Annotated in this window: 24 protein-coding genes; 12 read left to right on the top strand and 12 right to left on the bottom strand. The window is 71.5% G+C overall.

What is annotated here, in order from left to right; genetic code table 11:
• Positions 1 to 130 precede the first annotated feature (130 nt).
• The gene (locus tag ACIN94_RS08340; protein ID WP_400701348.1) at positions 131 to 370 is read right to left on the bottom strand and encodes a DUF397 domain-containing protein; all 240 of its coding nucleotides are present in this window, start codon (positions 368 to 370) and stop codon (positions 131 to 133) included.
• On the bottom strand, positions 361 to 1,236 hold the full coding sequence (locus ACIN94_RS08335) for a helix-turn-helix domain-containing protein (RefSeq protein ID WP_400701345.1): 876 nt from the start codon (positions 1,234 to 1,236) through the stop codon (positions 361 to 363). The genes ACIN94_RS08340 and ACIN94_RS08335 overlap by 10 nt, the downstream gene beginning before the upstream one ends.
• 36 nt (positions 1,237 to 1,272) lie before the next feature.
• On the opposite strand from ACIN94_RS08335, the gene ACIN94_RS08330 reads away from it, so the two are divergent.
• Positions 1,273 to 1,734, top strand: a complete 462-nt coding sequence (locus ACIN94_RS08330) for an ATP-binding protein (protein ID WP_400701342.1) — start codon at positions 1,273 to 1,275, stop codon at positions 1,732 to 1,734.
• A 19-nt stretch (positions 1,735 to 1,753) separates the two neighbouring features.
• Here the strand turns inward: ACIN94_RS08330 and ACIN94_RS08325 are convergent, their stop codons facing one another.
• Positions 1,754 to 3,778, bottom strand: a complete 2,025-nt coding sequence (locus ACIN94_RS08325) for an N-6 DNA methylase (RefSeq protein WP_400701339.1) — start codon at positions 3,776 to 3,778, stop codon at positions 1,754 to 1,756.
• A 159-nt stretch (positions 3,779 to 3,937) separates the two neighbouring features.
• Between ACIN94_RS08325 and ACIN94_RS08320 the strand changes: the two genes are divergently transcribed.
• From ACIN94_RS08320 to ACIN94_RS08290, 7 genes are all read left to right on the top strand, one after another.
• A complete protein-coding gene (locus ACIN94_RS08320) occupies positions 3,938 to 4,786 on the top strand; it encodes an RNase H family protein (protein WP_400701336.1) in 849 nt (282 codons plus the stop codon).
• A gap of 206 nt (positions 4,787 to 4,992) precedes the next feature.
• Positions 4,993 to 6,060 carry a DUF2332 domain-containing protein gene (locus ACIN94_RS08315; protein WP_400701333.1) on the top strand — a complete coding sequence of 356 codons (1,068 nt, stop codon included), beginning with the start codon at positions 4,993 to 4,995 and terminating at the stop codon, positions 6,058 to 6,060.
• A 53-nt stretch (positions 6,061 to 6,113) separates the two neighbouring features.
• Positions 6,114 to 6,617: an NUDIX hydrolase gene (locus ACIN94_RS08310; protein ID WP_400701330.1), complete on the top strand. Its 504-nt coding sequence runs from the start codon at positions 6,114 to 6,116 to the stop codon at positions 6,615 to 6,617.
• Positions 6,618 to 6,889: 272 nt separating this feature from the next.
• Positions 6,890 to 10,798: a Pls/PosA family non-ribosomal peptide synthetase gene (locus ACIN94_RS08305; protein ID WP_400701327.1), complete on the top strand. Its 3,909-nt coding sequence runs from the start codon at positions 6,890 to 6,892 to the stop codon at positions 10,796 to 10,798.
• A 12-nt stretch (positions 10,799 to 10,810) separates the two neighbouring features.
• Positions 10,811 to 12,097 (top strand): M1 family metallopeptidase, encoded by a 1,287-nt coding sequence (locus tag ACIN94_RS08300; protein WP_400701324.1) that lies wholly within the window; start codon positions 10,811 to 10,813, stop codon positions 12,095 to 12,097.
• Positions 12,098 to 12,159: 62 nt separating this feature from the next.
• A complete protein-coding gene (locus ACIN94_RS08295) occupies positions 12,160 to 12,564 on the top strand; it encodes a DUF2809 domain-containing protein (RefSeq protein WP_400701321.1) in 405 nt (134 codons plus the stop codon).
• Between the two features lie 33 nt (positions 12,565 to 12,597).
• Positions 12,598 to 13,407 carry an Fpg/Nei family DNA glycosylase gene (locus ACIN94_RS08290; protein WP_400701318.1) on the top strand — a complete coding sequence of 270 codons (810 nt, stop codon included), beginning with the start codon at positions 12,598 to 12,600 and terminating at the stop codon, positions 13,405 to 13,407.
• Here the strand turns inward: ACIN94_RS08290 and ACIN94_RS08285 are convergent, their stop codons facing one another.
• Positions 13,408 to 14,274 (bottom strand): 4-hydroxy-tetrahydrodipicolinate synthase family protein, encoded by an 867-nt coding sequence (locus ACIN94_RS08285; protein WP_400701315.1) that lies wholly within the window; start codon positions 14,272 to 14,274, stop codon positions 13,408 to 13,410. It abuts the gene before it with no gap.
• Positions 14,275 to 14,345: 71 nt separating this feature from the next.
• On the opposite strand from ACIN94_RS08285, the gene ACIN94_RS08280 reads away from it, so the two are divergent.
• Positions 14,346 to 15,269 carry a LysR family transcriptional regulator gene (locus ACIN94_RS08280; RefSeq protein ID WP_400701312.1) on the top strand — a complete coding sequence of 308 codons (924 nt, stop codon included), beginning with the start codon at positions 14,346 to 14,348 and terminating at the stop codon, positions 15,267 to 15,269.
• Positions 15,270 to 15,359: 90 nt separating this feature from the next.
• On the opposite strand, the gene ACIN94_RS08275 is transcribed toward ACIN94_RS08280, so the two are convergent.
• Positions 15,360 to 16,214 (bottom strand): tryptophan 2,3-dioxygenase, encoded by an 855-nt coding sequence (locus ACIN94_RS08275; RefSeq protein ID WP_400701309.1) that lies wholly within the window; start codon positions 16,212 to 16,214, stop codon positions 15,360 to 15,362.
• Between the two features lie 143 nt (positions 16,215 to 16,357).
• On the opposite strand from ACIN94_RS08275, the gene ACIN94_RS08270 reads away from it, so the two are divergent.
• Positions 16,358 to 16,792 carry an Lrp/AsnC family transcriptional regulator gene (locus ACIN94_RS08270; RefSeq protein WP_400701306.1) on the top strand — a complete coding sequence of 145 codons (435 nt, stop codon included), beginning with the start codon at positions 16,358 to 16,360 and terminating at the stop codon, positions 16,790 to 16,792.
• 226 nt (positions 16,793 to 17,018) lie between these two features.
• Positions 17,019 to 17,474, top strand: a complete 456-nt coding sequence (locus ACIN94_RS08265; protein WP_400701303.1) for an NUDIX hydrolase — start codon at positions 17,019 to 17,021, stop codon at positions 17,472 to 17,474.
• Between the two features lie 54 nt (positions 17,475 to 17,528).
• Here ACIN94_RS08265 and ACIN94_RS08260 read toward each other — a convergent pair whose 3' ends face one another.
• From ACIN94_RS08260 to ACIN94_RS08245, 4 genes are all read right to left on the bottom strand, one after another.
• Positions 17,529 to 18,782 (bottom strand): MFS transporter, encoded by a 1,254-nt coding sequence (locus ACIN94_RS08260; protein ID WP_400701300.1) that lies wholly within the window; start codon positions 18,780 to 18,782, stop codon positions 17,529 to 17,531.
• Positions 18,782 to 19,840 (bottom strand): PLP-dependent cysteine synthase family protein, encoded by a 1,059-nt coding sequence (locus ACIN94_RS08255; protein WP_400701297.1) that lies wholly within the window; start codon positions 19,838 to 19,840, stop codon positions 18,782 to 18,784. The genes ACIN94_RS08260 and ACIN94_RS08255 overlap by 1 nt, the downstream gene beginning before the upstream one ends.
• A gap of 83 nt (positions 19,841 to 19,923) precedes the next feature.
• Entirely contained in the window at positions 19,924 to 20,271 is a 348-nt protein-coding gene (locus ACIN94_RS08250) for a hypothetical protein (protein WP_400701294.1), read from the bottom strand.
• A gap of 181 nt (positions 20,272 to 20,452) precedes the next feature.
• Positions 20,453 to 21,760 (bottom strand): aminotransferase class V-fold PLP-dependent enzyme, encoded by a 1,308-nt coding sequence (locus tag ACIN94_RS08245; RefSeq protein WP_400701291.1) that lies wholly within the window; start codon positions 21,758 to 21,760, stop codon positions 20,453 to 20,455.
• A gap of 279 nt (positions 21,761 to 22,039) precedes the next feature.
• Between ACIN94_RS08245 and ACIN94_RS08240 the strand changes: the two genes are divergently transcribed.
• Positions 22,040 to 22,231, top strand: coding sequence for a ferredoxin (locus tag ACIN94_RS08240; protein ID WP_400701288.1), 192 nt, complete (start codon positions 22,040 to 22,042; stop codon positions 22,229 to 22,231).
• A 41-nt stretch (positions 22,232 to 22,272) separates the two neighbouring features.
• Here ACIN94_RS08240 and ACIN94_RS08235 read toward each other — a convergent pair whose 3' ends face one another.
• The 3 genes from ACIN94_RS08235 to ACIN94_RS08225 all read right to left on the bottom strand — a co-directional run bounded on the left by ACIN94_RS08235 (position 22,273) and on the right by ACIN94_RS08225 (position 26,007).
• The gene (locus tag ACIN94_RS08235; protein WP_400701285.1) at positions 22,273 to 23,412 is read right to left on the bottom strand and encodes an alpha/beta hydrolase; all 1,140 of its coding nucleotides are present in this window, start codon (positions 23,410 to 23,412) and stop codon (positions 22,273 to 22,275) included.
• 109 nt (positions 23,413 to 23,521) lie between these two features.
• On the bottom strand, positions 23,522 to 24,580 hold the full coding sequence (add, locus tag ACIN94_RS08230; RefSeq protein ID WP_400701282.1) for an adenosine deaminase: 1,059 nt from the start codon (positions 24,578 to 24,580) through the stop codon (positions 23,522 to 23,524).
• Positions 24,577 to 26,007, bottom strand: coding sequence for an aldehyde dehydrogenase family protein (locus tag ACIN94_RS08225; RefSeq protein WP_400701279.1), 1,431 nt, complete (start codon positions 26,005 to 26,007; stop codon positions 24,577 to 24,579). Before ACIN94_RS08225 ends, add begins: the two co-directional genes overlap by 4 nt.
• Positions 26,008 to 26,036 lie beyond the last annotated feature (29 nt).

Below are 26,036 nucleotides of genomic sequence, written 5' to 3'. Positions count from 1 at the left end.
CGTATACAGGAACCCCAGATCCACCCCCACTGTGCCAGGTCTCCACTGGACACTCCCTGGCCGCGCTCAACCGCGAAGGGCTGGAACCGGCCGCCGAGGATCTTCGCCTTGGCGGCCGGTAGGGGTCGTCTCAGCCGAGATCGAACTCGCTGGCCTTCACACCGTTGACGAAGGCGTCCCACTCGGCGGGGGTGAAGAACAGCTTGGGACCGTCAGGGTCCTTGGAGTCGCGCACGGCGATCAGCTCGGCGTGCTCGGCCTTGTGGCCGGGGCCGTCGGTGACATCTTTGAGCTCCGCAACCTCAACGCAGTTGCCGCCATTGTCTCCGGAGAAACTCGACTTGAACCACGTGGCGTCACTCAGGTCCATTTTTCCTCTACCGCCTTCTGGATGAGATCGATGGACATACTTATCGGCAACGCTTCGCTCCGAATGGCCTCGAAACGCTCCACGGCCGCGGCGACGTCTTCCTGGTCGCTCGTGGTGAGACCTCTTACGGCCGTCTCCGCATACAGTACGTCGCTTCCGCCATCCAGCGTGGCGATTGCAAACCCGCCCATCAAACCCGAATGCATTCCGTGCGGGACCACCTGAACGCTCAGCCGGGGATTGACCATAGATATGAGGTGCTCCAGCTGCCCTCGCATCACCTCGGAGCCGCCGATCGAGCGATAGAGGACCGCCTCATCGATCACACACCGGAGAGCCGGGGGCCGAGGCTCCTCACGGACGAGAACGGCCTGACGGTCCAGGCGGGCCTCCACGGCCGCTTCGTTGCCGCGCAGCAGCACGCGGGCATAGCCCTCCGTCTGGAGCAGACCGGGGAATACGAGAGGTTCGTAGGCACGCAGCGCGGTTGCCTCCCGCTCCTTGTCCCTCCATCTCCCGAACCAGGAAGGGATCTGCTGTCCCTTCCTCCAGTCAAGGAGGCGGCGGAGGGCGCCTCCCGTGTTGAGGGCTCCGTCGCAGGTCTCGGCGAACTCCGGGCTCGCGGGGAGCTGGCCGGTCTCGACGCCGCTGATCAGGGACTCGCTGAAATGAATCTTCTGGGCGAGCTGGCCCTGGGTGAAGCCCGCCTCTTTCCGGTAGTGACGCAGCTCTCTGCCCCAGATTGCCTGAGGCGTGTAGAGGTTTACCACCATGCCCTCCTTGCCGGAATTCAACAGCGGGGGTGCGAATCCCAACGCTCGACGTCGGTAACCGTTCAGATACCTAGAGTAGCTACTCTTCGACACGCTGAACAAATGAAATCCGATGAAAAAAGAGAGCTCATGGAAGAGGCTCTCAAGGCGAACGCGATTCTGGCCGAATATCGCTACACGATGAGCCCTGCGCATTCCCTGCTGGGAGAGAAGTGGATACTCCCCGAACCGGAGAGCGTGGCATCCGTCCGCCGGTTCGTGCACGACGTGGCCGCCGACTGGAAGGCGACGGAAGACGTCCCGGAAATCGCCGAGCTCCTGGCCTCGGAGCTCGTCACCAACGCGATCGCGTACGGCTCGGCGGACATTCCCGCCTCAAGGGCCATCCGCATCACGGTCGGCAAGGAGGAGAGGTTTCTGACGGTGGACGTCTACGACTCCTGCACCGCGATCCCCCGGATGAGACGGGCGGACCACATGGAGATATCCGGCCGAGGACTCGCCATCGTCAAGGACCTCTCCAGCGAATGGGGATGGACCCTCAACCCGTACGGCAAGTCCGTCTGGTTCCAACTTCTGGCCTGGCTCTGAGCATCCGGAGAGACAGAGGTCATCGTCGGTGGACGGGCTGGACGCTGCCGTGTGTCAGGCCGTCGGCTGTCAGCCGGATCAGGTTCTCGCCCAGCTCGGCTGCCTGGCGGAGCGCGGACTCGAACGTGGCCAGGCGCCGGAACGCCTCGCCGTACGACCGCTGCTCCTCGATCGGCAGCAACGGCACCTCCGCACGGCGTACGTCCACTCGGATAGTGGTGGATGTGGCGCTGTAATGGCGCAGATTGCCAGAACCGCAGAGGAAACCCGCCAGGAAGTCGGGGTCGAGCACCGCGGGGTCGGGCCGTAGGAGGTGAATGTTCGTGCCGAGTACGGCGCCGCCCCGGGTGAGGACGCGCGCGACGGGGGTGCGGACGATCTGGGGCACCGCGACGTCGCCCGGCCGGGTGAGGATCTCCCGCTGCACCGCGCGCTCGGGGGTGCTGCCCGAGGGGGGCCGGTCGGCGACGACGTCCTCGGCGGTCAGTACGGCTGTGCCGTCGGCGACCTCGGACTCCTCTCCCGGCCGGGCTGGGACCTGCTGGTGGAGGGTGAGCATGCCGCGCCGGATGAGCTCCGTGAGCGGCACCAGGGGGAGGTCGCGCGGCTCGGTCCTGGTGGAGGGGACCAGCTCGGCCAGGACGTGGAGCAGGTCCACCACCCGGTTCCTGGCGCCGGTGACCTGTTCGGGAGACAGGTCCTCCGAGGCCGTGGACAGGTAGCGGGCGGGTGTCAGGTCGACCTCGTCGTCCAGCAGGTCGACGAGCGGGACCGAGCGGCTCACCCCGGGTTCGTCGAGCTCGCGCTCGGCGCTGAACTGCCGCCAGGCGGTGAGGGCCACCTCGGCGTAGTCGTCCGGGTGTGCGGAGGTGTCGACCATCAGGACGTGGCTCGGGGTGCGAGCCTCGGTGGGTCTGCGCAGGATCCAGAGCGTCAGGGCGACCGCGATGTTGGGAACGCTACCGGCGGGGAGCCCGATGACAGCGCGCAGGGCTCCGCGGCGCAGGAGCTGGGCCCGGATGCGGCGGCCGGATCTGCGGTTACCGACCGCCGGCGGCATTAGCAGGACGGCGACGCCATCCGGCCTGAGGTGGGCGAGCGCGTGCTGGACCCAGGCGAGCTCGGGCTCCATCCGGGGTGGCAGGCCGTACTCCCACCGGGGGTCGGCGACCAGTTCCTCGTATCCCCAGGCGCGGTCGTTGAACGGCGGGTTGCTCACCACCACGTCGGCCGTCTCGCCGGGGAAGGCGTCGGCGCGCAGGGAGTCACCGGTGCGGATGTCGGCGTTCTCGGTGCGCAGCGCGAGCCGTACGGCGGTGAGCCGGGCGGTGGCCGGGTCCGCGTCCTGGCCCGTGACCCTGGCCTCGGGCAGGCGATCCAGGGCGCCGACGAGGAAGCCGCCGGTCCCGCAGGCGGGGTCGAAGACGGTCCGGACGCCGGAGTCGGCATCGGTCCGAGCATCGGTCCGGGTGTCCGCTCCGGCCAGGCCGAGGCTCAGCGCGACGATCTCGGGAGGCGTGAGGTAGACCCGCCGAGAGTGCACCTCGAAGTAGCGCTCACGCAGGAACGCGAAGGCGTCCGGGGCCCCGCGTTCCTCGGCGAGTGCGGCGATGGAACGGATCAGGGGCACCGTGTCCGGGGTCAGGGACGCGGGGAAGGCCCCGATGACCTCGCGCACCCTGCCGGGGAGCTCGGCCGCGACAGTCGCGTCGTCGTCGGCCGCGAGTTTCGTCCAGTCTCCACTCCGGCGGTGCGTGTAGACGAGGAACGCGCCTAGGTCGGCGATCAGGCCGGCGAGCTCGTCGTCGTCGGCGACAGCCCGCAGGTCCTGCCAGAGCCACTCGTCGGGCGGGAGCTCCCGGCCCTCGGTGTGGGAGAGCAGCCAGCCCCGGATCTCCCCCAGCGAGAAGGCCGGGCTTGTCGCCGTGCCACCGGCCGGTTGGGGGAAGTCGTCGTGGCGTCGCCGCCAGTTGCTCACCGCCGCCCGGCCGACTCCGGCCAGCCGCGCGATGTCCGCAGCGGTCACTTGGACGTCTCGCCGCATGTCAGTCGCCTTCCGCAAGGACCCCCGATGTAAACCGGACCCTACCGTGGGGAGTCTTCTACAAGCAATGTCGTGAAAATTATTGGTTGATTCCATCAACACGTGCTCTACTGAATGATGTTGGCCGCGTTGCATCATCGACGGAAGGAACGGTGGCTCGTGATCACCTCCCCCCTGCGTATCGACGAGTTCCGGGCAGGCGTCGCACTGCTCCCGGCCGACCTGGCGTGCCGCGCCGAGGCACTTCAGCTCTACGTGACACACCGTCCCCGCTGTCCCGACTGCGAGCGCACGGGCGACTCCGTCCGCCACGCCTTCAGCGCCGCGCATTTCGGGGACATCCCGGCAGCCGAGCGGCTGCTCACCGCGGCGGAGCGGAGTGCCCGGCCGGCCTCGCACGCGACCGGATGCGGGCGCGGCGGCCTGCGGTCGATCAGGGGCGTGTCCGGAAACCACGGCCGGGTGACGGGGCGATGGGCCGCCACCGAACTGCTGACGGCCGCCACCGACGCCAGCTGGAAGAGCCGGGTCTGCGGGATCGGCTACATCACCAGCGAGGGATGCTGGGGCCTGCGCGGCTGGGCGGCGGACCGCCGCGACCCCACCGGCGCCTCCAAGGTCCTGGTCAACGAACTGCGCGCGGTCGACCTGCTGCTCCGGGCCGTGGGCAGGCCCGACGTCCTGCTGGTCGACAGCCTCTGCGCGCTGAGTTTCCTGCATACCTGGCAGCGGGGCGACACCGGACGCATGCCTGACGACTACGACCTGCGGCCCCGCCGGAACGGCCCGCCGACCCTGGTCCGTCTCGCCGAGCACGTCGCCGAGCTCGACGGACTTACGTTTCGGCACGTCAAGGGGCATTCGGGGCACCTGCTCAACGAGGCGGCCGACTCCCTGGCCTCCATCGCCCGCCGATCGGTCACCGAGAGGTTCGACGCGACGGGCCGGGCCACCGGTCTCGTCTCCTCCTTCCTGTCCTCCTGGCACCAGCGGCCCATGGCCGCCTGATCTCTCCCGCAGGTCTCGGCCGTACGGGCCGCCGACCGGACGCGGGCGGTCGAGACCCGCGACACCTTCCTCCAGATCGCCGACGATCCCCTTCCCCTTCACCTTCGGGGGGGTGGCCGGCGAAGATCTGGCTCACCCCATCCCGGCTCCGCGGTACGGGCCGGGATGGTGGAGGATGATCATCGGTATCGAACGAGGAGGAGCCGATGTCCCAGGAGCGGGTCGCCGTCATGGTCGAGGACCAGGCGCGAGACTGCGCCGATTTCGACTCGCCGCTGTATGCGTTCCTGCTGGAGCGGGTGGCCCAGGACGTGCGCGAAGGAGGTCCCTGCGGCGAGGCTTTCGCCGGCTACGAGGACGCACCCAGGTACGACGCCATGGCGCTGCGGCTGCTGGGCGGTGTGCACGCCCTCGCCCTCACCGGCCGCGCACCCGGCCTGGCCGCCTGCTATTCCAGCGCGGGCGGCGTCTTCGACCCGGGCCGGTCGGATGCCTGCTGGCACGCCTTCCGGGCCGCCGTCGCCGCCGAGACGGGATGGGTCCGCGACTGGATGACCCGGCCGCCGCAGACCAACGAGGTCGGCCGGGCCAACCTGCTGATCGCCGGGCTGTTGCGGGCCTCGCAGGTCTGCCCGCTGCCGATCAGACTGCTGGAGCTGGGCTCCAGTGCCGGGCTCAATCTGCGTGCCGACCGGTTCCGCTACGTCTCGGCGGGCTTCGCCTGGGGTCCGGCTGACTCGCCGGTCCTCCTGGAGGACACCTGGCAGGGCGCCCCGCCCGCATGGCTGGTGGAAGCCGCCGCCGAGCACCCGGGCCTGGCCGTCGTCGAACGGCGCGGCTGTGACCTGACACCCCTCGATCCGCTGTCGCCCGGCGGGGCGCTGGCCCTGCGGGCCTACGTCTGGGCGGACCAGGCCGCCCGTGCGGCGCGGCTGGAGGGCGCCCTGCGGCTGGCCGCGCAGGTGCCGGCCGAGGTCGACGCCGTCGGTGCCGCCGACTTCCTGGCAGGTGTCCGGCTGGAGCCCGGCACGCTCACCGTGGTCTGGCACTCGATCATGCGCCAGTACGTCCCGGCCGCCGAATGGGCACGGGTCGAGCGCGAGCTGGACCGGCTCGCCGCGGCCAGTACGGCGGAGGCGGGCTTCGCCCATGTCTTCTTCGAGCCCCGCAGGGTCGGCGGGCGGCGCCGCTTCCAGCTGACCGTACGGCTCGGCGGCGCGGCCGAGGAGGTTCTGGCGGATGCACCCCCGCACGGCCTCCCGGCCCACGCGTAGGTCTTTTCACCGGCTCACTCCCGTTCCTTCCACGGGCGATTTATGATCACGAGGTGTCCTCCCCTGTCCTGCGTCCCAGCGCCCGCGTCCTTCTGGCCGACCATGACGATCGGATCCTGCTGTTCCGTTTCCGCGCTCCGCAGGGCTGGCCGGACACGCATTTCTGGGCCACGCCCGGCGGTGGGGTCAACATCGGGGAGGAGCTTCCGCAGGCGGCGGCGCGCGAGCTGTTCGAGGAGACCGGCCATGTGCTGAGCCCGGACCTGCTCGGCCCGGTGGTGGCGGTCGCGTCGGGCCCCGCCGTCCTGGGCGAGCGGATCGTGAATGCCGTCGACTCGTTCTTCTTCGCCCGCGTCGACCTGCCGGTCCTGGACACCTCCCTCCAGGAGGAGCAGGAACGCGAGCAGATCGCCGGGCATCGCTGGTGGACCGTGCCCGAACTCCAGACCACCGGCGACATCGTCTTCCCCATCGGGGTGGGAGATCTCCTGCCACGCCTGCTCACCGGCGACATCCCCGCCGAACCGGTCGTCCTCCCCTGGCATCCCGACTGGTGACCGCCACACGCCGGATCACCGTGCGTCCGGAACCCGGCGCCGCCCGGTAGCCCCCGTTCTCCGCCCCTGCACTCGGGCGCGTCAGCGTGGCGCGCCCTGACGGCGCGCGCCGCCTGGTCAATGTCGTCGAGGCGGCGCCCGTCTGGCCGGACTGATGACTAAACTTCACTGAGCGTACAGGGATGATCGCAAAGCGTGCTCAATTCATGCGCGCGGGCTGTTGCGATTCGGGGGACTTGATACGAAGGGAAACCTGATACATGGGGGAAAACATGGACCCGTTATCAGTGGAGACCGGTCTACCGCCGCAGGCAGTCCTGCCGGGAGGGGCCGCACCGCAGGTCCGGACACTGTTGGACATCCTCGATCAGACGACTCGACGGCACCCGCACGCCGCCGCGCTCGACGACGGACGGATCCGCCTCGACTACTCCGGCCTGCGGGGCGAGGTCGACCGGCTGGCCTCCGAGCTGAGACGGGCCGGAGTCGGGCGCGGCGACCGGGTCGGCGTGCGGGTGCCCTCGGGTACCGCCGGGCTTTATGTCGCGATCCTCGCCGTGCTCACCGTCGGTGCGGCCTACGTTCCCGTGGACGCCGACGACCCCGACGAGCGGGCCGAGCTGCTCTTCACCGAAGCCGGGGTGTGCGCAGTCATCGGCGAGGGGGAGAAGATCACGCCCTTCGGCGGGCGGAGCGCACCGCCCGAGACCGAGACCGGCGTACAGCCCGTGTCCGGCGGTCGGCCGCGCCCCGGCGACGTACGGCCCGCACCCGCGGATCGGACGCGCTTCCGGGGCACGCGCCCGGAACCGGACGACGACGCGTGGATCATCTTCACCTCGGGGTCGACCGGCAGGCCGAAGGGCGTCGCGGTGACCCACCGCAGCGCGGCGGCGTTCGTGGACGCCGAAGCGCGGCTGTTCCTGACCGGCGAGCCGCTCGGTCCCGGCGACCGGGTGCTGGCCGGGCTCTCGGTCGCCTTCGACGCCTCCTGCGAGGAGATGTGGCTGGCCTGGCGGCACGGCGCCTGCCTGGTCGCCGCGCCCCGGGCGCTGGTGCGTACCGGCATGGACCTGGGCCCGTGGCTGGTCGAGATGGGCATCACGGCCGTGTCCACGGTGCCGACGCTGGCGGCGCTCTGGCCTGTCGAGGCGCTTGACGACGTGCGGCTGCTGATCTTCGGCGGGGAGGCGTGCCCGCCCGAGCTGGCCGAGCGGCTGGCCGTGCCGGGGCGGGAGGTGTGGAACACCTACGGACCGACCGAGACGACCGTGGTCGCGTGCGCGGCGCCGCTGACCGGGGAGGGGCCGGTGCGGATCGGGTTGCCGCTGGCCGGGTGGGACCTGGCCGTCGTGGGCCCGGACGGCGAACCTGTCGCGATGGGCGAGATCGGCGAGCTGATCATCGGCGGGGTCGGCCTGGCCCGGTATCTCGATCCGCTGAAGGACGCCGAGAAGTACGCCCCGCTCGGCTCCCTCGGCTGGGATCGGGCCTACCGCAGTGGTGACCTGGTCCGGGCCGAGCCCGAGGGACTGCTCTTCGTCGGGAGGGCGGACGAGCAGGTCAAGCTCGGCGGGCGCCGGATCGAGCTGGGCGAGGTGGACGCGGCCCTGCGGGCGCTTCCCGGGGTCGCCGGGGCGGCTGCGGCGGTGCGCACGACCGGCGGCGGGCACCGGTTGCTCGTCGGCTACGTCGTGCCCGGCGAGGGATTCGACCAGGCGGATGCCAGGGACCGGCTGCGATACACGCTGCCCGCCGCACTGGTCCCCCGCATCGCCCTGGTCGACTCCCTGCCGACCCGCACCTCCGGGAAGATCGACAGAGACGCCCTGCCGTGGCCGCTGCCCCGGTGCGAGGCGGCCGAGCGTCCCGATGTCGACCCGTGGGTGACCGCGTGCTGGCAGGACGTCCTCGGCAGCACCGAAGGTGACTTCTTCGCCGAGGGCGGCACCAGCCTGGCCGCGGCCCGGCTGGTGTCGGCGCTGCGGGCCCGCTATCCGGCGGTCACCGTCGGTGACGTCTACAACCATCCGACGCTGCGCGGGCTGGCCGGGCATCTCTGCGCGCTGGACGCGCCCGAGGTCGCGATCACCGAACGGATCGTCACTCCGATGCCGCGCCGGGCCGCGATCGCGCAGGTGGCCCTCACCGTGCCGCTGCTCACCGCCGGCGCGCTGCGCTGGCTGGTCACCCTGGCCGCGTTCAACAACCTGCTCGACCTGCGATGGATGCCCCTCGTCTCGTGGTGGTGGGTGCTGGTCGGCGCCGTCGTCTTCGTCACCCCGGCCGGGCGGATCGCGCTGACCGCGTGCGTGGCCCGGCTGCTGCTCAGGGGGCTGAGACCGGGCACCTATCCCCGGGGCGGGGCGACGCACCTGAAGCTCTGGTTCTCCCAGCGGCTCGGCGAACAGCTCGGCCTGGTCGAGCTGTCCAGCGCCCCCTGGCTCACCCGTTACGCGCGGGCGCTCGGCGCCCAGGTCGGTGACGGCGTGGAACTGCACTCCGCACCACCGATCACCGGGATGCTCAGTCTGGGCAGGAACGCGGCCGTCGAACCCGAGGTCGACATGAACGGCTTCTGGATCGACGGCGACCAGGTGCACGTCGGCGAGATCCGGATCGGCGCCGCTGCCACGGTCGGTGCCCGCACCGTCCTGTTCCCGGGTGCGCGGATAGGCGAGAACGCCCAGGTGGCGCCGGGCTCCGCGGTGGCGGGCTCGGTGCCGCCCGGAGAACGCTGGGCCGGGGTGCCCGCGAGCAGGAGGGGCGAGGCGGACCGGCACACCGACTGGCCGGCGCGCTCGTGGCGCTGGGCGGCGATCTACGGGCTGTCCGCGCCGGCTCTCAATCTCGTCCCGCTGATCACGGTGCTGCCCCGCCTCGCCGTGCTCCTGCGTGGCGGCCCGGCGTCGCTGACCGTTGTCATGTACCGCGTCCCGCTCGCCACCGTCACCTCGATGGCCGTCCTCGCCGTGGTGACCCTCGTCCTGGTGCGGCTGCTCTCGGTTGGCCTGCACCCCGGCCGTCATCCGGTCCACAGCCGTCAGGCCTGGCAGGCGTGGGCCATCGGCCGCCTGATGTCGATGGCGCGGGTCTGGCTGTTCCCGCTGTACGCGAGCATGGTCACCTCCGCGTGGCTGCGTGCCCTGGGCATGAAGGTAGGCCGGGACGTGGAGCTGTCCACGGTGCTGGCGCTGCCGTCGATGACCTCCGTCGGGGATGGCGCGTTCCTCGGCGACGACGCGCTGATCGCACCGTACGAGCTGGAGGGCGGGCGGTTCCGGGTCGACCGCGTGCGGATCGGCAGGCGCGCCTTCCTCGGCAACTCCGGAATGACCGCGCCCGGCCGTGAGGTGCCCGATGACGGCCTGGTCGCGGTGCTGTCGGCCGCGCCGCGGACGGCCAGGGCTGGATCGTCCTATCTCGGCATGCCGCCGGTGGAGCTGCGCCGGAAGGCCAGGGACGGCGACCGCAGCCGCACCTACGAGCCGCCGTTGCGGCTGAAGGCCGCCCGCGCCGCCGTCGAGGTGTGCCGGATCGTCCCGGAGATATGCACGGTGGCGATCACCGTGCTCGTGGTGGCCGCCCTGGAGTGGCTGGCCGAATCGTACGGTTTCAAGGTCGCGGCACTGCTCGGCGGCGTGGTGCTGCTCGGCGCGGGGGTGCTGGCCGCGGCGGTCACCACCGTGGCCAAGTGGGTGCTGGTCGGCCGTATCAGAGCCGGTGACCGGCCTCTGTGGAGTTCGTTCGTCTGGCGCAACGAGCTGGCCGACAACTTCGTGGAGGTGCTGGCCGCGCCCTGGTTCGCCCAGAACTGGCTGGGCACGGCGCCGCTGAACCTGTGGCTGCGCTCGCTCGGCGCGCGTGTCGGCCGCGGCGTGTGGTGCGAGACCTACTGGCTGACAACGGAGGTGGACCTGGTCACCCTGGGCAACGGGGTGTCGGTGAACCGGGGCTGCGTGCTGCAGACACACCTGTTCCATGACCGGGTCATGAGCGTCGACGCCGTCGTCCTGCGGGACGGATCGACGCTCGGCCCGAACGGAGTGGTCCTGCCCGCGGCGACGATCGGGGAGAACACCGCGGTCGGACCGGCGTCCCTGGTGATGCGCGGCGAGTCCGTACCGGCGGGGACCCGCTGGTACGGCAACCCGATCGCGGCATGGAGCAAACACGTCTAGCAGAGGAGACACGTGGTTCCGAGCACCGCCCGCCCACCCTATTTTCCCGCGCACGGCGACGGGGGTTACCGTGTCGAGCACTACGACCTGTCCCTGGACTACCGGGTCGGCCCGAACCGGCTGGACGGGGTCGCCAGGCTGTCGGCGGTGGCGCTCCGGCCGCTGAGCCGCGTGTCGCTGGATCTGGGCGCCCTCCAGGTGGGCGGGGTGCTGGTCAACGGCGAGGCCGCGCGTTTCACCCATCGCGGCGGCAAGCTCCACGTCGCGCCCGTGCGGCCGGTCTCGGGACCGTTCACCGTCGAGGTCCGCTACGCGGGCAACCCCCGGCCGGTCTCCAGTCACTGGGGCGGGCTCGGCTGGGAGCAGCTCACCGACGGTGTGATCGTGGCCGGTCAGCCGACCGGGGCCCCGTCGTGGTTCCCGTGCAACGACAGGCCGGACGACAAGGCCGCCTACCGGATCTCGGTGACCGCGGCCTCGCCGTACGCGGTGATCGCCAACGGGGAGCCGGTGGCCAGGCGGCGGGCGGCATCGACGACCACGTGGGTGTACGAGCAGGCCGAGCCGATGGCCTCCTACCTGGCGAGCGTCCAGATCGGCCGCTACCGGCAGGCCGAGCCGGCTCCGGGGATGCGGCTGGTCTTCCCCGCCCGGCTCGCCCCCCGGGTCCGGCACGGCTTCGACCGCCAGGAGCGGATGATGGCGGTCTTCTGCGAACGGTTCGGCCCCTACCCGTTCGGCTCCCACGTCACGGTGGTGGTGGACGACGAGCTGGAGATCCCGGTCGAGGCGCAGGGTATGTCGATCTTCGGTGTCAACCACGTGGACGGCGGACGCGGCGAGGAGCGGCTGATCGCCCACGAGCTGGCGCACCAGTGGTTCGGCAACAGCCTGACCGTGGCCGACTGGCGTGACATCTGGCTGCACGAGGGGTTCGCCACCTACGCGGAGTGGATCTGGTCGGAGTCCTCCGGCGGCGCGCCCGCCGATGTTCTCGCCGCCCGCTGCCACCGGCGGCTGTCGGCGCTCACCCAGGACGTCGTCCTCGCCGATCCCGGGGAGCGGCGCCTGTTCGACGAACGCGTCTACAGGCGCGGCGCGCTCACCCTGCACGCCCTCCGGCGCGCCATGGGGGACGGGCCGTTCTTCGCGCTGCTGCGCGAGTGGACGGCCGGCCACCGCCACGGGTCCGTCACGACTGAGCAGTTCACCGCCCTGGCCGCGCGCCGTACGGCCCGGCCGCTGGAGGAGCTGTTCTCCGCCTGGCTGTACGGCTCCCGCCTGCCCGCACGCCCCTGACCCAGGGGGCGCCGCACCGAGGGCGGCGCGCGGTCGGGGCGGGTGATCGTTATCGTGGGCGGGTGTCCTCCGCCCTCCGCAGCCGCCTGCCCGCCGCGCTCGCGGCCGTCGTGACCGTCGCAGCCGGACTGACCGTCCGGGCGGTCACCGGCGGCTGGTTCGGCAAGTACGCCGGTGACGCCCTCTACACCGTTCTCGTGTACGCGCTGATCGTGCTCGTATGGCCCCGCGTCTCTCCGGGCCGGGCGGCGATCGGCGCCCTGGCGTTCAGCTGGGTGATCGAGTTCGCCCAGCTCACACCGGTCCCGGCCGCCCTGTCAGAGGCCAGCGTGCTGGCCAGGCTGGTGCTCGGCAGCACGTTCGGCGTCGCCGACCTCGTCGCCTACGCCGCCGGAGCCGTACTCGCCTGGGCGGCCCACACCCTTCTCCGGCGCGGCTCGCCGGGGCGGGAGACCCTGTCAGCCTGACCGCCGGCATACGCACCGTATGATTTCCAGACCATGCCCGAAGGACACGTCATTCACCATTTGGCCGCGCGGCACCGGCAGGTGTTCGGTGGCGGGGTGGTCCGCGCCGAGAGCCCACAGGGGAGGTTCGCCGCCGGGGCCCGTCAGATCGACGGGCGGGTGCTGCGGGAGACCGACGCGCACGGCAAGCACCTGCTGCTCGGGTTCGACGACGACCGCTGGCTCCACGTCCACCTGGGCATCTACGGAAAGTACGCCTTCGGCCCGGCGCCGGCGCCCGCACCGACGGGCGCGGTACGGCTCCGCCTGAGCAGCCCTGAGCGGTACGCGGACCTGCGCGGGCCCAACACCTGCGAGCTGCTCGACCCCACCGAGAAGAAGGCCCTGCACGCCAGGCTCGGTCCCGATCCGCTGCGCGCCGACGCCGATCCGGAGCTCGCCTGGCGGCGGATCGGCCGCAGCCGCACCTCCGTCGGCGTCCTGCTGATGGACCAGTCGGTCGTCGCGGGTGTGGGTAACATCTACCGCGCCGAGGCTCTGTTCCGGCAGGGCGTCGACCCGTCCCGCCCCGGCCGCGACCTCGCCCACGGGCAGTGGACGGCCATCTGGGCGGATCTGGTGTCGCTGATGGCCGACGGGGTGCGGGTGGGCCGGATCGACACGGTCAGGCCCGAGCACATGCCGGAGGCAATGGGCCGCCCGCCCCGTGTCGACGACCATGGCGGCGAGGTCTACGTCTACCGGCGGTCGGGCATGCCCTGCTTCCTGTGCGGCTCCGAGGTCCGCACCGGGGCGCTCGCCGGCCGCAATCTTTTCTGGTGTCCGACCTGCCAGACCGGGTGATCACAGCAGGCGCGTGGCCGCCTCGATCGACGCCCGGCCCGCGGGGAGCAGCGGGAGCCGGACCGAGGCGGTGGGGATCAGCCCCCGGGCGTGCAGCACTCCCTTGATCACTGTGGGGTTGGGCTCGGCGAAAAGGCTCGCCGACATGACGGAGAGCCGGTGGCCCAGCGCGCGGGCGTGGGCGACGTCACCGGAGCCCCAGGCCTCCACCAGCTCGACGAACCGGCTGGTGTGCAGGTGGGCCGAGGCGAGGATGCCGCCGGAGGCGCCCAGAGCGAGCAGGGCGGAGAAGAACGGGTCGTCACCGGCGAGCACCGCGAAGTCCTCGGGCGGGTCGGCCAGCAGGGTGACGGTGTCCTGGTCGACGCCGCCGACGGCGTGCTTGACGCCGGTCACCATGGGCAGCTCGCCCAGCCGTCGCAGGGTGGCCGCGCCCACGGACTGCCCCGTCCGGTAGGGGATGTTGTAAACGATCAGCGGCACCGGGCTCTGCTCGGCCAGCACGGTGAAGTGGGCGAGCACCCCGGCCTCGGACGGGCGGACGAAGGAGGGCACGGTGACCAGCGCGGCGTCCGCCTGGTCCTTGAGCCCGCGCAGGGCCTCGACGGAGCCGCGGGTGTCGCTGCTCCCGGCGCCGACGACCAGCGTGGCCCCCCGCTCCCGGCAGACCTTCGCGCACACCTCGACGACCGCCCGCCGCTCCTCGCCGGCGAGCATGGCGACCTCGGCGGTGGTGCCGAGCGCGACCAGCCCGGCCGCGCCCTCGTCGAGCACGGCGCGTGCCAGGCCGTCGAGCGCCTCCACGGCGACCTCGCCGTTCTCGGCGAACGGGGTGATCAGGGGGACGTAAACACCGCGAAATGTCATGCCCCCAGCCTCGCGGCCATCAACCATGCAGGTCCAGTTCCGTTTTCTTCCGAGACCATTAAGCTGAACTGATGCTCGATGTGCGACGGCTCCGGCTGCTCCGTGAACTCTCCTACCGGGGAACGATCGCGGCGGTCGCCGAGGCCATGACGTTCACGCCCTCGGCGGTCTCCCAGCAGCTCGCGGCCCTGGAGCGGGAGGCCGGGGTGGCGCTGCTGGAGCGGACCGGCCGCCGGGTGGCGCTCACCCCGGCGGGGGTCGCGCTGGTCGGGCACGCCGAGGCCGTGCTGGAAAGGCTGGAGCAGGCCTCGGCCGAGCTGGCGGCCACGCGCACGGGCCTGGCCGGGACCATCCGGGTCGGCGCATTCCCCACCGCCACCCGCACCATCCTGCCCGCCGCCCTGGCCGCCCTCGGCCGTGACCATCCCGAGCTGGAGCCGATGGTGGACGAGATCGACCCCGCCGAGGTGGCGCCCCGGCTCCGGTCGGGCGAGCTGGACGTCGCCCTCGTCCACGAGTACGACTTCGTCCCCGCCGTCCCCGACCTCGCCCTGGACACCGAACCCCTGCTGGAGGAGCCCATGTATCTCGCCTCCGGCCCGCCCGCACGGTACGGCGACGCGCCCGGCGACGGCGAGGACTCCCTGGCAGGGCGGCGCGACGCCTCCTGGATCGTTTCCAGCCCCGGCACGCTCTGCCACGCGATGACGGTGCGGGCCTGCCAGGCCGCCGGGTTCGCCCCCAGGATCCGCCATCACATCGACGACTTCGCCACCGTGCTGGCCATGGTCGCGGTCGGCCAGGGGGTCGCGCTCGTGCCGGAGCTGGGCGCGGCCGATCCGCCCGCCGGCGTCCGGCTCACCGAACTGCCGATGCGCCGCCGTACACGGGTCGCCTTCCGCCGGGGAGCCGCGGCCCATCCGGCCGTCGCCGCCTTCACCGCCGCGCTGCGGTCGTCGATCCCCGGCGCCCGTGACAAGCGGCCCGCCGGGTAGCGGGTCAGGGACGCCACCTCAGCGTGCGCGCCGCCCACAGGCGGACAGGGACGTCACGTCAGCGCACGCGGTCCCCGGCTCGGGAGGGCCTCACATCAGCGTGCGCGCGCTCCACAGCTCGGGGAAGATCTCCCGGCGCATGCTCTTCTCCAGCCAGCTCAGGCCGCTCGACCCGCCCGAGCCCGGTTTGGCGCCCATCGAGCGGCGGACCGCCATCAGGTGCCGGTAGCGCCAGTCGGAGAACTGCTCGGCCAGCTCGGTCAGCGCGTCGGCCAGTGGCGCGAGCGGGCCGCCGTACACCTCCGCCCAGACCGCCTCGACCTCGGGGCGGGGCTCGTACTCGGCGGCGTAGTCGCGCCCCAGCACCTCCGGCGGGATCGGATGGCCGTTCCGGGCGAGGAAGGCGAGCACGGAGTCGTACAGGCTCGGCTGGGCCAGCGCCTCGGTGAGCTCCCGGTAGGCGTCGGGATTACGGCGGTGCGGGCGGATGAGCGCCTCGGACTTGTTGCCGAGCAGGAACTCCACGTGCCGGTACAGTGCCGACTGGAAGCCCGAGGCTTCGCCGAGCGCATCGCGGAACCGGTTGAACTGCGCGGGGGTGAGCCAGCTGAGCGAGGCCCACGCGGCGTTGAGCGCCTCGAAGTGCCGGACCGTACGCTTGATCGTCACAGTCGCGGTGGCGGCGTCGTCATCGTCGAGCTGCCGCTGGGCGAGCTGCCACTCCGAGCGGAGCAGACCGAAGTAGAGCTCCATCACCTGGGTGGTGACCAGGAACGCGAGTTCCTCGGGAGCGTCGGTGACGGTGCGCTGGAGCCGGTGCAGGGTGGCGGTGCCGACGTAGTCGTCGTACGGCGTGGCCGCGTCGAATCCGAGCGTGGGCAGTCCCTCGTTGGCCGTGGCCCGTTCCTCCCGGTCCCGTTCGGTGAGCTGCCTGGTGCTGGTCATTGGTGGCTCCTTGAGATTGTCCCCTTCCATGGTGGCCCGTATGAGCCGGTCCGGAAATAATGCAGACAAGGTGATTTCGCGTTTCCGCCTTCGGAACGGAAGGCATGTAAGGCAACCGGGTTATGAGGTAACGGAAAGTGACGATGGACGCGATGGACTGGGCGCTGCTGGCCGAGCTGCAACGCGACGCGCGGCTGTCCTACAGCGAGCTCGCCCGGCGGGTCCACATGTCCGCTCCGGCGGTGGCCGAGCGGGTACGGCGGCTGGAGGAGTCCGGGGTGATCATCGGCTATCACGCGCGGGTCGATCCGGCGCTGGCCGGGCGCGGGGTGGCCGCGCTGATCAGGATGTCGTGCTACGGGCCGCGCTGCGTGCTCCGCGACGAGCAGGCGCTGGCCTGGCCGGAGATCCTGGAGGTCCACCGGGTGACCGGCGACACCTGCTGCCTGCTGCGGGTGGCCGCCTCTTCGATGACGGCCTTCGAGGAGCTGATCGACCGGCTCGCGCCCTACGGGCACCCGTCGAGCATGATGGTGCTCTCCAGCCCGGTCCCCTGGCGGCCGCTCTCCCCCGGCTGACGGCCGGTGACCGCTCCGCCACGTGCCAGGGCCGGGCCGCCCGCGCCGCCGGAAAAATCAGTGGGGCGTGGTCGCGCCGGTTGGGTACTCTTCGCAGGCCGCACGACTGCCTGGTGCGGCTGCACGGACGGCCGGCGACCGCGCTCGACCCCGATGACAGAGGGGTGCCGCGGCTGTGAAGGTTCTCCGAGCTGCCAGACCACTTCTGAGAACGGAGAAAACCCCTGTGAGCACCGCCTCACCCTCGGAAGCTCCCGCCGCCGGGCAGGAGCGGAAGACGCCCGCCGTCTCCTGCGTGTTCGTCTGCCATGACGGCCACGGCCGGGTGCTGCTGGCCCGGCGCGGTGCCGGTGCGCGGGACGAGCCCGGCACGTGGGACTGCGGCGCCGGGGCGCTGGAGTACGGCGAGTCGTTCGAGGCGGCGGTCGCCCGCGAGGTCCGCGAGGAGTATTCGGCCACCGCGCTGGAGATCGAGACGCTCGGTGTCCGCAACGTCCTGCGGGAGGATCCGGTCTCCCACTGGGTCGCGGTGGTCTTCGCGGTCCGGGTGGACCCCGCCGGAGTCGCCATCGGCGAACTCCACAAGTTCGACGAGCTGGGCTGGTTCGCGCCGGACGCGCTGCCGCGACCGCTGCACTCGCAGCTCGCCGAGAGCCTCGGTCTCTTCCACGCTCCACGCTGAGCATGCCGCTCCTCGTGTCCGGGCCACTCCCCGACGTGAGGAACGTGCCTCAGGTCAACGGAGCCTGGACGTTCTGCCGCCGTCACCGGCGCGCTCCTCCCCTCCTTCCGCCGTCTCCTCCGCGGTGAGCCGTCCGCGACGGCCGAGGTGGTGGACGGCGAGCGCGCACGCGCCGCCCAGGGCCGACAGGACGGTCCACGGCAGTGCCGTGGATCCGCTGTCCAGCAGCAGGCCGGTCAGCAGGTTGCCCAGGGCGATGCCGATCCCGGCGACGGTGTTGTAGAGGCCGTAGTGCGTGGCCACCAGCCGGTCGCCGGCCAATGAGACGACGGTGTCCATCTCGAAGGGGTAGGTCAGGGTGGTGGCGAGTGTCAGCAGCACCGCGCAGAGCAGGACCGCGCCCACCCGCGGCACGGTGGAGTGCGGCCATGCCGTACCGGTCAGCGCCAGGGGCAGGAAGGCCACGGCCATGAGGAGCAGGCCGCGGGTGATGGCCTGGGGGTGGGACCAGCGGCGACGGGCCCAGTCGGTGATGCGTAGCTGGCCGGCGATGGCGACGACGGCAGAGAGCACGAACAGCACGCTGACGGCGCCGGCGCCGTTCAGTTGCAGCGGGAGTCCCAGATAGAGCTGGAACGACAGCACGTACGACCCGGCCATCGCCAGCGAGAACAGCAGGAACGACCGGCCCGACAGCACGGCCCGCCAGTCGGCGAGGACTCCCCGGGCGGCAGGGGCGTCGACGGGGCACCGGGGCAGCGCGCGGATCTGGAGCGCGGTCAGCGCCGCGAAGACGGCCGCCGCGGTCAGGCACGCCAGCCGGAAGTCCACCGCGACCAGGGCCAGCCCGATGAGCGGCCCCACCAGGATGCCCGCCTGGTAGAAGATATTGAACAGCGCGAACGCCTCCACCCTGCGGGCGGCGGCGTCATGGGCGAGGTAGGCGCGCACGGCCGGGTTGAACAGCGCTCCGGCGAACCCGGTCGCGGCTGAAGCGACCAGCAGCGCCGGGAGAGAGTCGACCAGTCCGAGCAGGGCGAAGCCCGCGGTACGCAGCAGGCATCCGGCGACGATGACGGGCTTGTAACCGAGCCGGTCGGCCAGGGTGCCGCCGAGCAGGAACAGGCCCTGCTGGCAGAGGTTACGCACCCCGAGCACCAGCCCGACCGTCCAGGCGGCCATGCCCAGCCCGCCGGACAGGTGGCCGGCCAGGTAGGGCATCAGCATGTAGAAGCCGATGTTGATGGTGAGCTGGTTGAGCATGAGCAGCTGGACGCTGCGGTCGAAGGAGCGCAGGCGCCGCCACATCAGGAGCCCACCACTGTGGCGCAGCGGGTCCAGCGCGACACCTCGGCGTCGCCGGGGTGGGCGATCTCGTCGGGCTCGTCGGCGGGAGGGCGGCCGAGCAGGTTGTGCGCGGCGCAGTAGGCGTCGTCGAAGACCGTCGTGTAGTAGCGGGCGGGCCCGTCGGGGAAGATCGCCACGATGCGGGTATGCGGCGGCAGCACGCGGGCATACCAGGCGGCGACCACGGTGACGGCGCCGACGCTCCAGCCACCGGTGGTGTAGTGGGTGGCGGCCAGCCTGCGGGCGGCCCACACCGCCTCGTGCGGGGCGACCCAGTGCACCTCGTCGAACGCGTCGTAGGCGACGTTGCGCGGGCGGATGCTGCTGCCGAGACCGCGCATCAGCCGGGGTCGCGCCGGCTGACCGAAGATCGTCGACCCGGTGGCGTCCACGCCGATCAGACGCGTGCGCGGGGAGAAGCGGCGCAGCACGCCGATGATGCCCGCCGAGTGTCCTCCGGTGCCGACGCTGCACACCAGGACGTCGACGCGGCCCACCTGGGTGATGAGCTCGTGGGCCAGTTCCGCGTAGGCGTCGACGTTGTCGGGGTTGTCGTACTGGCGTGCCCAGTAGGCGTCCGGATGGGCTCTGAGCAGCTCCTCCACCCGGTTCAGTCGGGCCTGCTGCCAGCCGCCCACCGGGTGCGGCTCGGTGACGGTCTCGATGTGCGTGCCGTACGCGGCCAGCATGCCGTGCACGATGGCCTCCATGCCGGGATCGGAGACCACCGTGACCGGGTGGCCGTGCACGATTCCGGCAAGGGCGAGACCCAGTCCGAAGGTTCCGGAGCTGGAGTCGACGATCATCGCGCCCGGGGCCAGCTCGCCGCGGACCCGGGCGCGCTGGACGATGTACAGTGCGGGACGGTCTTTCAGCCCGCCGGGGTTGGCCCCCTCCAGCTTGGCCCAGAATGCCCGGCCCTCGGGGACGAAGGGTTCACCGATCCGGCAGACAGGTGTGCTGCCCACCAGATCGGTGAGGCGGGGCGGTTGGCTGTGAACAGTGGAAATCGACGGCATGATGCACCCTTGCGATGGTCGTTGGTCTGTGACGGCACGTCGGTGCGCCGCGCGTCCCGGTGGACGGCGACGCCCGGTGCCCGTCAGCAGCGACAGACCTCCAGGGTGTGGGTGAGCACGGACCGTGCCCGGTAACCATCCGGCGGGGCCCTGCCCAGCCGTCCGAGCAGAGGCGGGGCAGGGGACGTGGTGGCGGTGTCGGCCGGAGTGAGGGTGCCGTCCGCCCGGACCGGCGGCGCGGACCAGGCGGCGGGAAGCACACATTCGACCGCGTGGGCCCGTTCGCAGTGATGGTCCTGCGACGACGGGTGGGAGTCGGCGGTGACGGCCGCCACGGCCCGGCACGTCCTGTCCTTGTACGGGATCGCGGCGTGGCTCCACATGTGGATCGCCGTGATGATTCCGAGCAGCAGGACAGGCCACACGGCCACGTGTGGCCTGTCCTGGGCCCTCCACTGCATACTCATAACTAGTGACTCAATGTACTCAAGTCACTACAGATAGTGAAATCGGGGGCGGTGTTCATGCCGGATGGCCGTCACGGCGGAGGGTCGTCGACCCCGGCGGCGACGCGGGCCGGGTGTGGCCGGCCCGCGCCGGACCGCGAGCCCGTCAGCTGCGGAAACGCCGGGCGAGGTCCCGCACCGCCACCGCGAGCCGGTCGACGTCGTCTCGCGAGGTGAACAGGGCCGGGGTCACCCGGACGCAGTCGCCCCTGGCGGGACCGCCCCGCCGTACCGTGAAGATCCGGTAGCGCTCGAGCAGCTGGGTGGTGAGCGCGACGTTGTCGGCCTCCGAGACTCGGCCGGTTATCCGGAACGAGGTGATCGTCCCGTACATGGCCGGTTCCTCGGGGGTGAGGATCTCCACGTTGGGAATGTCACGCACCTGGTGGACCCAGCGGTCGCGCAGGAAACGCAGCCGCGCCTGCTTGACCTCGGCCCCCAGGGTGTCGTGGAAGTCCAGGGCGGTGTCCACCGTGAGAACCGGCGCGACGTCCAGGGTGCCGGAGTGGACCCGCGAGCGGATGTCGTCGGCGGGATAGGTCTCGTCGGCGTAGGCGAGGTCGATGTCGGCCAGGCGGTCCTTACGGATGTAGAGGAACCCGCTCCCGAGGGGCGCCCCCATCCACTTGTGCAGGGAGAACCCGGCGAAGTCGGCGCCGAGGTCGCCCATGGTGAAGTCGAGCTGTCCCCACGAGTGGGCGGCGTCGACGATGACGTCGACGTTCCTGTCGCGGGCCATCTCGATGATCTCCCGTACCGGCAGCACGAGGCCGGTGCGGTTGTTCATGTGGCTGAGCAGGAGCAGCCTGACCCGGGGGTGGTCGCGCAGGGCCTGGGCATAGGCGTCCAGCGACGCCTGGCGGGTCGCCGGCTCGGGGACGACCATCCGCTCGACGCTCACCCCACGCCGGTCGCGCAGCCAGTTCATGGCGTACTGCATGCTGTGATAGTCGAGGTCGGTGTACATCACCGCGTCGCCCGGACGGAGCCGGTGGTAACCGGCGATCAGGTTCTGCAGGGCTTCGGTGCCGCCGCGGGTGAGGGCGATCTCCTCCCCGAGCACGCCGAGGACAGTGGCGATGCGCTGTCTCACCTGGTCGGCCCGGGCCTTGTAGGCGGTACGCAGCAGGTAGGAGTTCTGCTCGTTCAGGTAGTCCACGTTGCGGTGGTAGGCCCGGCGCACCAGCTCGGGCATGATCCCGTAGTAACCGTTCTCCAGGTTGACGAAGTCCGGGCTGACCCGGTACTGCTGTGCGACGGTACCCCAGAAGCCCTCGTCCACGGCCAGCCGGTCGGGCGCCACCCCGGCAGGAACGACCGGCGGCCTGATGGGTGGCGAGGCGGAGGCGGGCGCCCGCGGGGCGAGGGTGGCGGCCAGCCCGCCGAGTCCGGCGACCATCTGACGTCTGGACATGACCATCGAAGCACTCCACGCGGGGCAGTGAGGATCCACCCCACGGTGGAGCCTCGGGCGATTCCAGCGATCGTGTTCCAGTGTGCGTCGGCCCTGTCTGCGAGGTCCGCATCCCCACCGTGCGGGCGTGGCGCGGGACCTCGCGTCGCCGTCCAACCTCCAAGATCGGCACCAGGAGGTCTCCCCGCGCTCCAACATGGCCGTCTACGGCGTGCACCGACTGCCGGTCACCGGGTAGAGACCTTCAGGTAAGTGTCATCGGGTAAGGAGAAAAGGATCATGAAGATCACCGCGGACACCACTGTCTGCATCGGGGCCGGCATGTGCGTGCTCACCGTGCCGGAGGTCTTCGACCAGAGCGAGGAGGAGGGGACCGTGGTGGTCCTGGACGGCGACCCGCCCGCCTCGCTGGAGGCGGCGGTCCGCCGCGCCGTGCAGCTGTGCCCGTCGGGGGCCCTGTCCGTCTCCTGACGGGGCGGCGAGGCCGGCGCCCCGTGCGGTCCAGGGAGTGTTCAGGGGCCCGCGGGACAGTTCCGGGCCCCGCCGTCGGCGATCACTCCGGCCGTTGCCCGCCAGATCGGGGAGGCGGGGTCGATGACGTCGAAATGGTCACCCGACATTTCCAGATATGTCACTTCATCGCCTGCGGCCTGGGCGGCGCGCGCGTAGCACCGGCCCAGGTCGACCAGGTCCAGGTCGTCGCCGCCGCCCTGCACGATGAGCTGGGGCACCCCCAGGGGGAGACGCGCCAGCGGGCTGGACCGCCCGTAGACCTCGGGCACCTCGGCGGCTGAACCGCCGAGGGCTGCGGCGACCGCGCCGGAGCTCAGATGCCTGCGGTCGCCCTCCACCAGGTCGAGGACTCCGGCCAGGGAGACGGCCAGGGTGATCCGGGGGTCGTCGGCGGCGGCGCGGAGGGCGAGTTGGCCGCCCGCCGAATGGCCGATCACCACGACCGGGCCGGACGCGCCCTCGGCCGCCAGGGCGATCCCGCCCGCGACGTCCTCAGTGGTCGCGGCCCAGCCGTGCAGGTCAGGGCGCCGATACTCCAGGTTCCAGGTGGCGAACCCCCGCCCGGCCAGGTCGACGCAGAGCGCGTCCATCAGGTCCGCGCCCCAGATCGAGCGCCAGTAGCCGCCGTGCAGCAGCACCGCGACGGGCGCCGAGCCGGTGGTCTCGCGTGGCAGCCGTACGTCCGCCCACTGCTCGGGGTGCTCACCGTAGGCGATCCTCCGCGCCGGCCACCGCAGCCGGTGGACGGCATGCCTGATCGCCCAGGTCAGTCCCCAGATGCCTCGCCCATGCAGGTAGGTTCCCCCGTCTCCTCCGTCCGGGGTGGGCGGAGCGGCGGGCGCGGGAGACGGGGTGGACGTGGGACGCGAGGACGCGGCGGACCTCGTCAGGTCGAGCCAGACCGCACGGGGGTACTCGGGGAACAGGCTCCGGATCTCGGGGTCCGGGCCGGGTACGACGACCAGTGCCCCGGGAAACTCCAGCGCGGCCCGGAGACCGGGCAGGTCGACGGCCGATGCCACTGTCCCGTTGACGCCGAGGGCGGCGAACTCACGGTCGGCCACCTCGGTGAGCAGCCGGAGGTCGGCGACCAGCCCGGGACCGATGGCCACGAGAACGTTGAGGGTGGGATGGTTCATCCACTTATTGTCCTCCCTCGACGCCTCAGTGATCACGGTTTGAGTCGACGTACAGCCCGCACCAGAAGCCTCGGTCTCCTCCCTCGGAGGCCTGAAACCGCCACGCGCCTCACGGGCGGGGGCGGCCGTCCCCGCCCCCGCCGGTCGGACCCGGCGCGCGTCTCTCGCCGCACCGAGCTCTCCACGTGTCCAGCCGGCTCAGCGCCGCGATCCGACGCTCGTCGGGGCACGAGCCCGCGATGATCGACGTCCGGGCGATGCGCGCCAACGTGTCGATGCCGAGCCCCAGCCGCTCATGGGCCAGCCGGTACTCGGCGTTCGCGGACGTGGCGCAGAAGAGCGGGCAGTCGCTGCTCAGCGATACCGGCACTCCCGCCGCGATCAGCACCGGCAACGGGTGCTCCTCCAGTGAGGAGCTGACCTGGAGGGCCACGTTCGACGACGGGCACACGTCGAGACAGACCTGCCGTTCAACCAGCAGATCCACGACGGCGGGGTCGTCCACGGCACGCACGCCGTGGTTCACCCGGACCGCCCCGAGATCCTCGACGCACGAGCGCACGTTACCGGCGCCCGCTCCCTCTCCGCCGTGCGGCAACGCCCTCAGCCCCGCCTCGCGCGCCCGGGCGAAAACGTCCGTGAAGAGTCCCGGCGGGTGGTTCGCCTCGTCACCGGCCAGTCCCAGCCCGACCACACCCGAATCCCGGTAGCGGATCGCCAGGGCCAGAGACCGCTCCGCGGCGGCCATCGGCAGTCCGCGGTTCACCCCGACGATCACACCGGCCGCCGATCCGTCACCCGCGCCGGCGCGGAAGCCGTCCAGCACCGCCTCCAGCACCGCCTCGTCGGGCCCGATCCTGCCGGCGTAGGTCGGCGGGATCACGTGCACCTCCGACCACACCACCCCCTGGGCGGCGGCGTCCTCCACCAGCTCACGGGCGATCCGCCACAGGTCGTCCAGGTCACCGACCAGGTCACGGGCGGCCTCGTAGGCGACGACGAACTCGCTCAGGTTCCGGAAGGAACCGACATGAGGAGCCGACATGCCGTAGCGATCAGCCAGCTCCTCCGCCGTGGACGCGCGGATCGCCCCCTCAAGGTGCAGATGCAACTCGGCCTTGGGCAGGGCGACGAGGTCGGCGTCCGTCAGGCCAGACGAGGCGGTCACTCATGCCCCAGGTAGACCGTCTTGCTCCAGGTGTAGAAGTCCACGGCCGTCGGCCCCTGCTCGCGGAACGTGTTGGACGAGGAGTCCTTGACGCCCCCGAACGGGACATTGAGGTCCAGGCCGGTGGTGGGCCGGTTGACCTTCACGACACCGACCTGCGCCCGGGCGGCGAAGTCGTGCGCCGCGCGCAGATCGGTCGTGCAGATGCCGGCCGTCAGCCCGTACTCGGAGTCGTTGATCCGGGCCAGGCCCTCGTCGTAGTCGGCGACCCCGAGCACCGCGACCACCGGCCCGAAAACCTCCTTGCGGGCGACGTCCGAGTCGTGCGCCACATCAGCCAGTACCGTCGGGGCGAAGAACGACCCGTCCGGTGTCCGGCCGCCGGTGACCACGGTGGCACCCTGCTCGCGAGCGCGTCGGACGGCGTCGACGTCCACGGCCAGCTGCTGCTCGCTGACGACCGCGCCCATGCCGGTCGTCTCCGCCAGACCGTCACCGGGGACGAACCTCTCGGCCTCCTTGGCCAGGGCCTCGATGAACGCGTCGCGGACGCGCGGGGTGACGTACACCCGGGACGTCGCGGTGCAGGCCTGCCCGGTGAGGGAGAACCCGCTGGCCGCCACGGTTCGCGCAGCCGCGGCGACGTCCGCGTCGTCCAGGATCAGGTACCCGTTCTTGCCGCCCATCTCCAGCTGAACCCTCGCCCGCCGGCTGCTGAGTACGTCGTGCAGTCCCAGGCCGACGGCCGTCGAACCGGTGAACGACAGCGCGCCCACCCGCGGGTCGCGTGCCAGCGCGTCACCGACCACGGACCCCTTGCCGTGCACCACGTTCAGCACACCGGCCGGCAGCCCGGCGTCGACCAGCGCGGCGGCCAGGTGGGTGGCGCTGAGCGGCGTCAACTCCGCGGGCTTCAGAACGACGGCGTTACCGCTGATCAGTGCCGGCGCGGCCTTCCACGCCGGGATCGCGATCGGGAAGTTCCACGGCGTGATCAGGGCGGCCACGCCGACCGGCTCGCTGCGGGTGTGCACCGAGGTGGCGGGCATCGAGCTGGGCAGCACCTCGCCGCCGAGCCGCCAGCCCTGGGATCCGAAGTACCGCAGCACGTCGCTTGCGCGGCGTACCTCCCCCATCGCCTCTGCCAGCGTCTTGCCCTCCTCACGCACCAGGTCACGGGCCACCTCGGACTGGCGTGCCCGCAGCAGCTCGGCCGCGTCCATCAGGATGGCGCCACGTGCCGGAGCGGGCAGCGCCGCCCATCCGCGCTGGGCCCGCTGGGCGGCGGTCAGGGCGGCGTCGACCGTGCCGGCGTCGGAGCGCGGGGAGACCACGACGATCTCTTCGGGGCGCGCGGGGTTGTGCCGTTCGGTCTGTGGGTCGCCGGTCCACTGGCCGTCGATGAGGTTCTGCACATGCGTGGTCACGAGAGTCTCCTGTCCGTGGATGGTGTGAG

Origin of the sequence: Streptosporangium sp. NPDC087985, from assembly GCF_044741965.1 — a bacterium.
Lineage (GTDB): Bacteria > Actinomycetota > Actinomycetes > Streptosporangiales > Streptosporangiaceae > Streptosporangium.
This window is presented reverse-complemented; position numbering and strand designations above follow the sequence as displayed.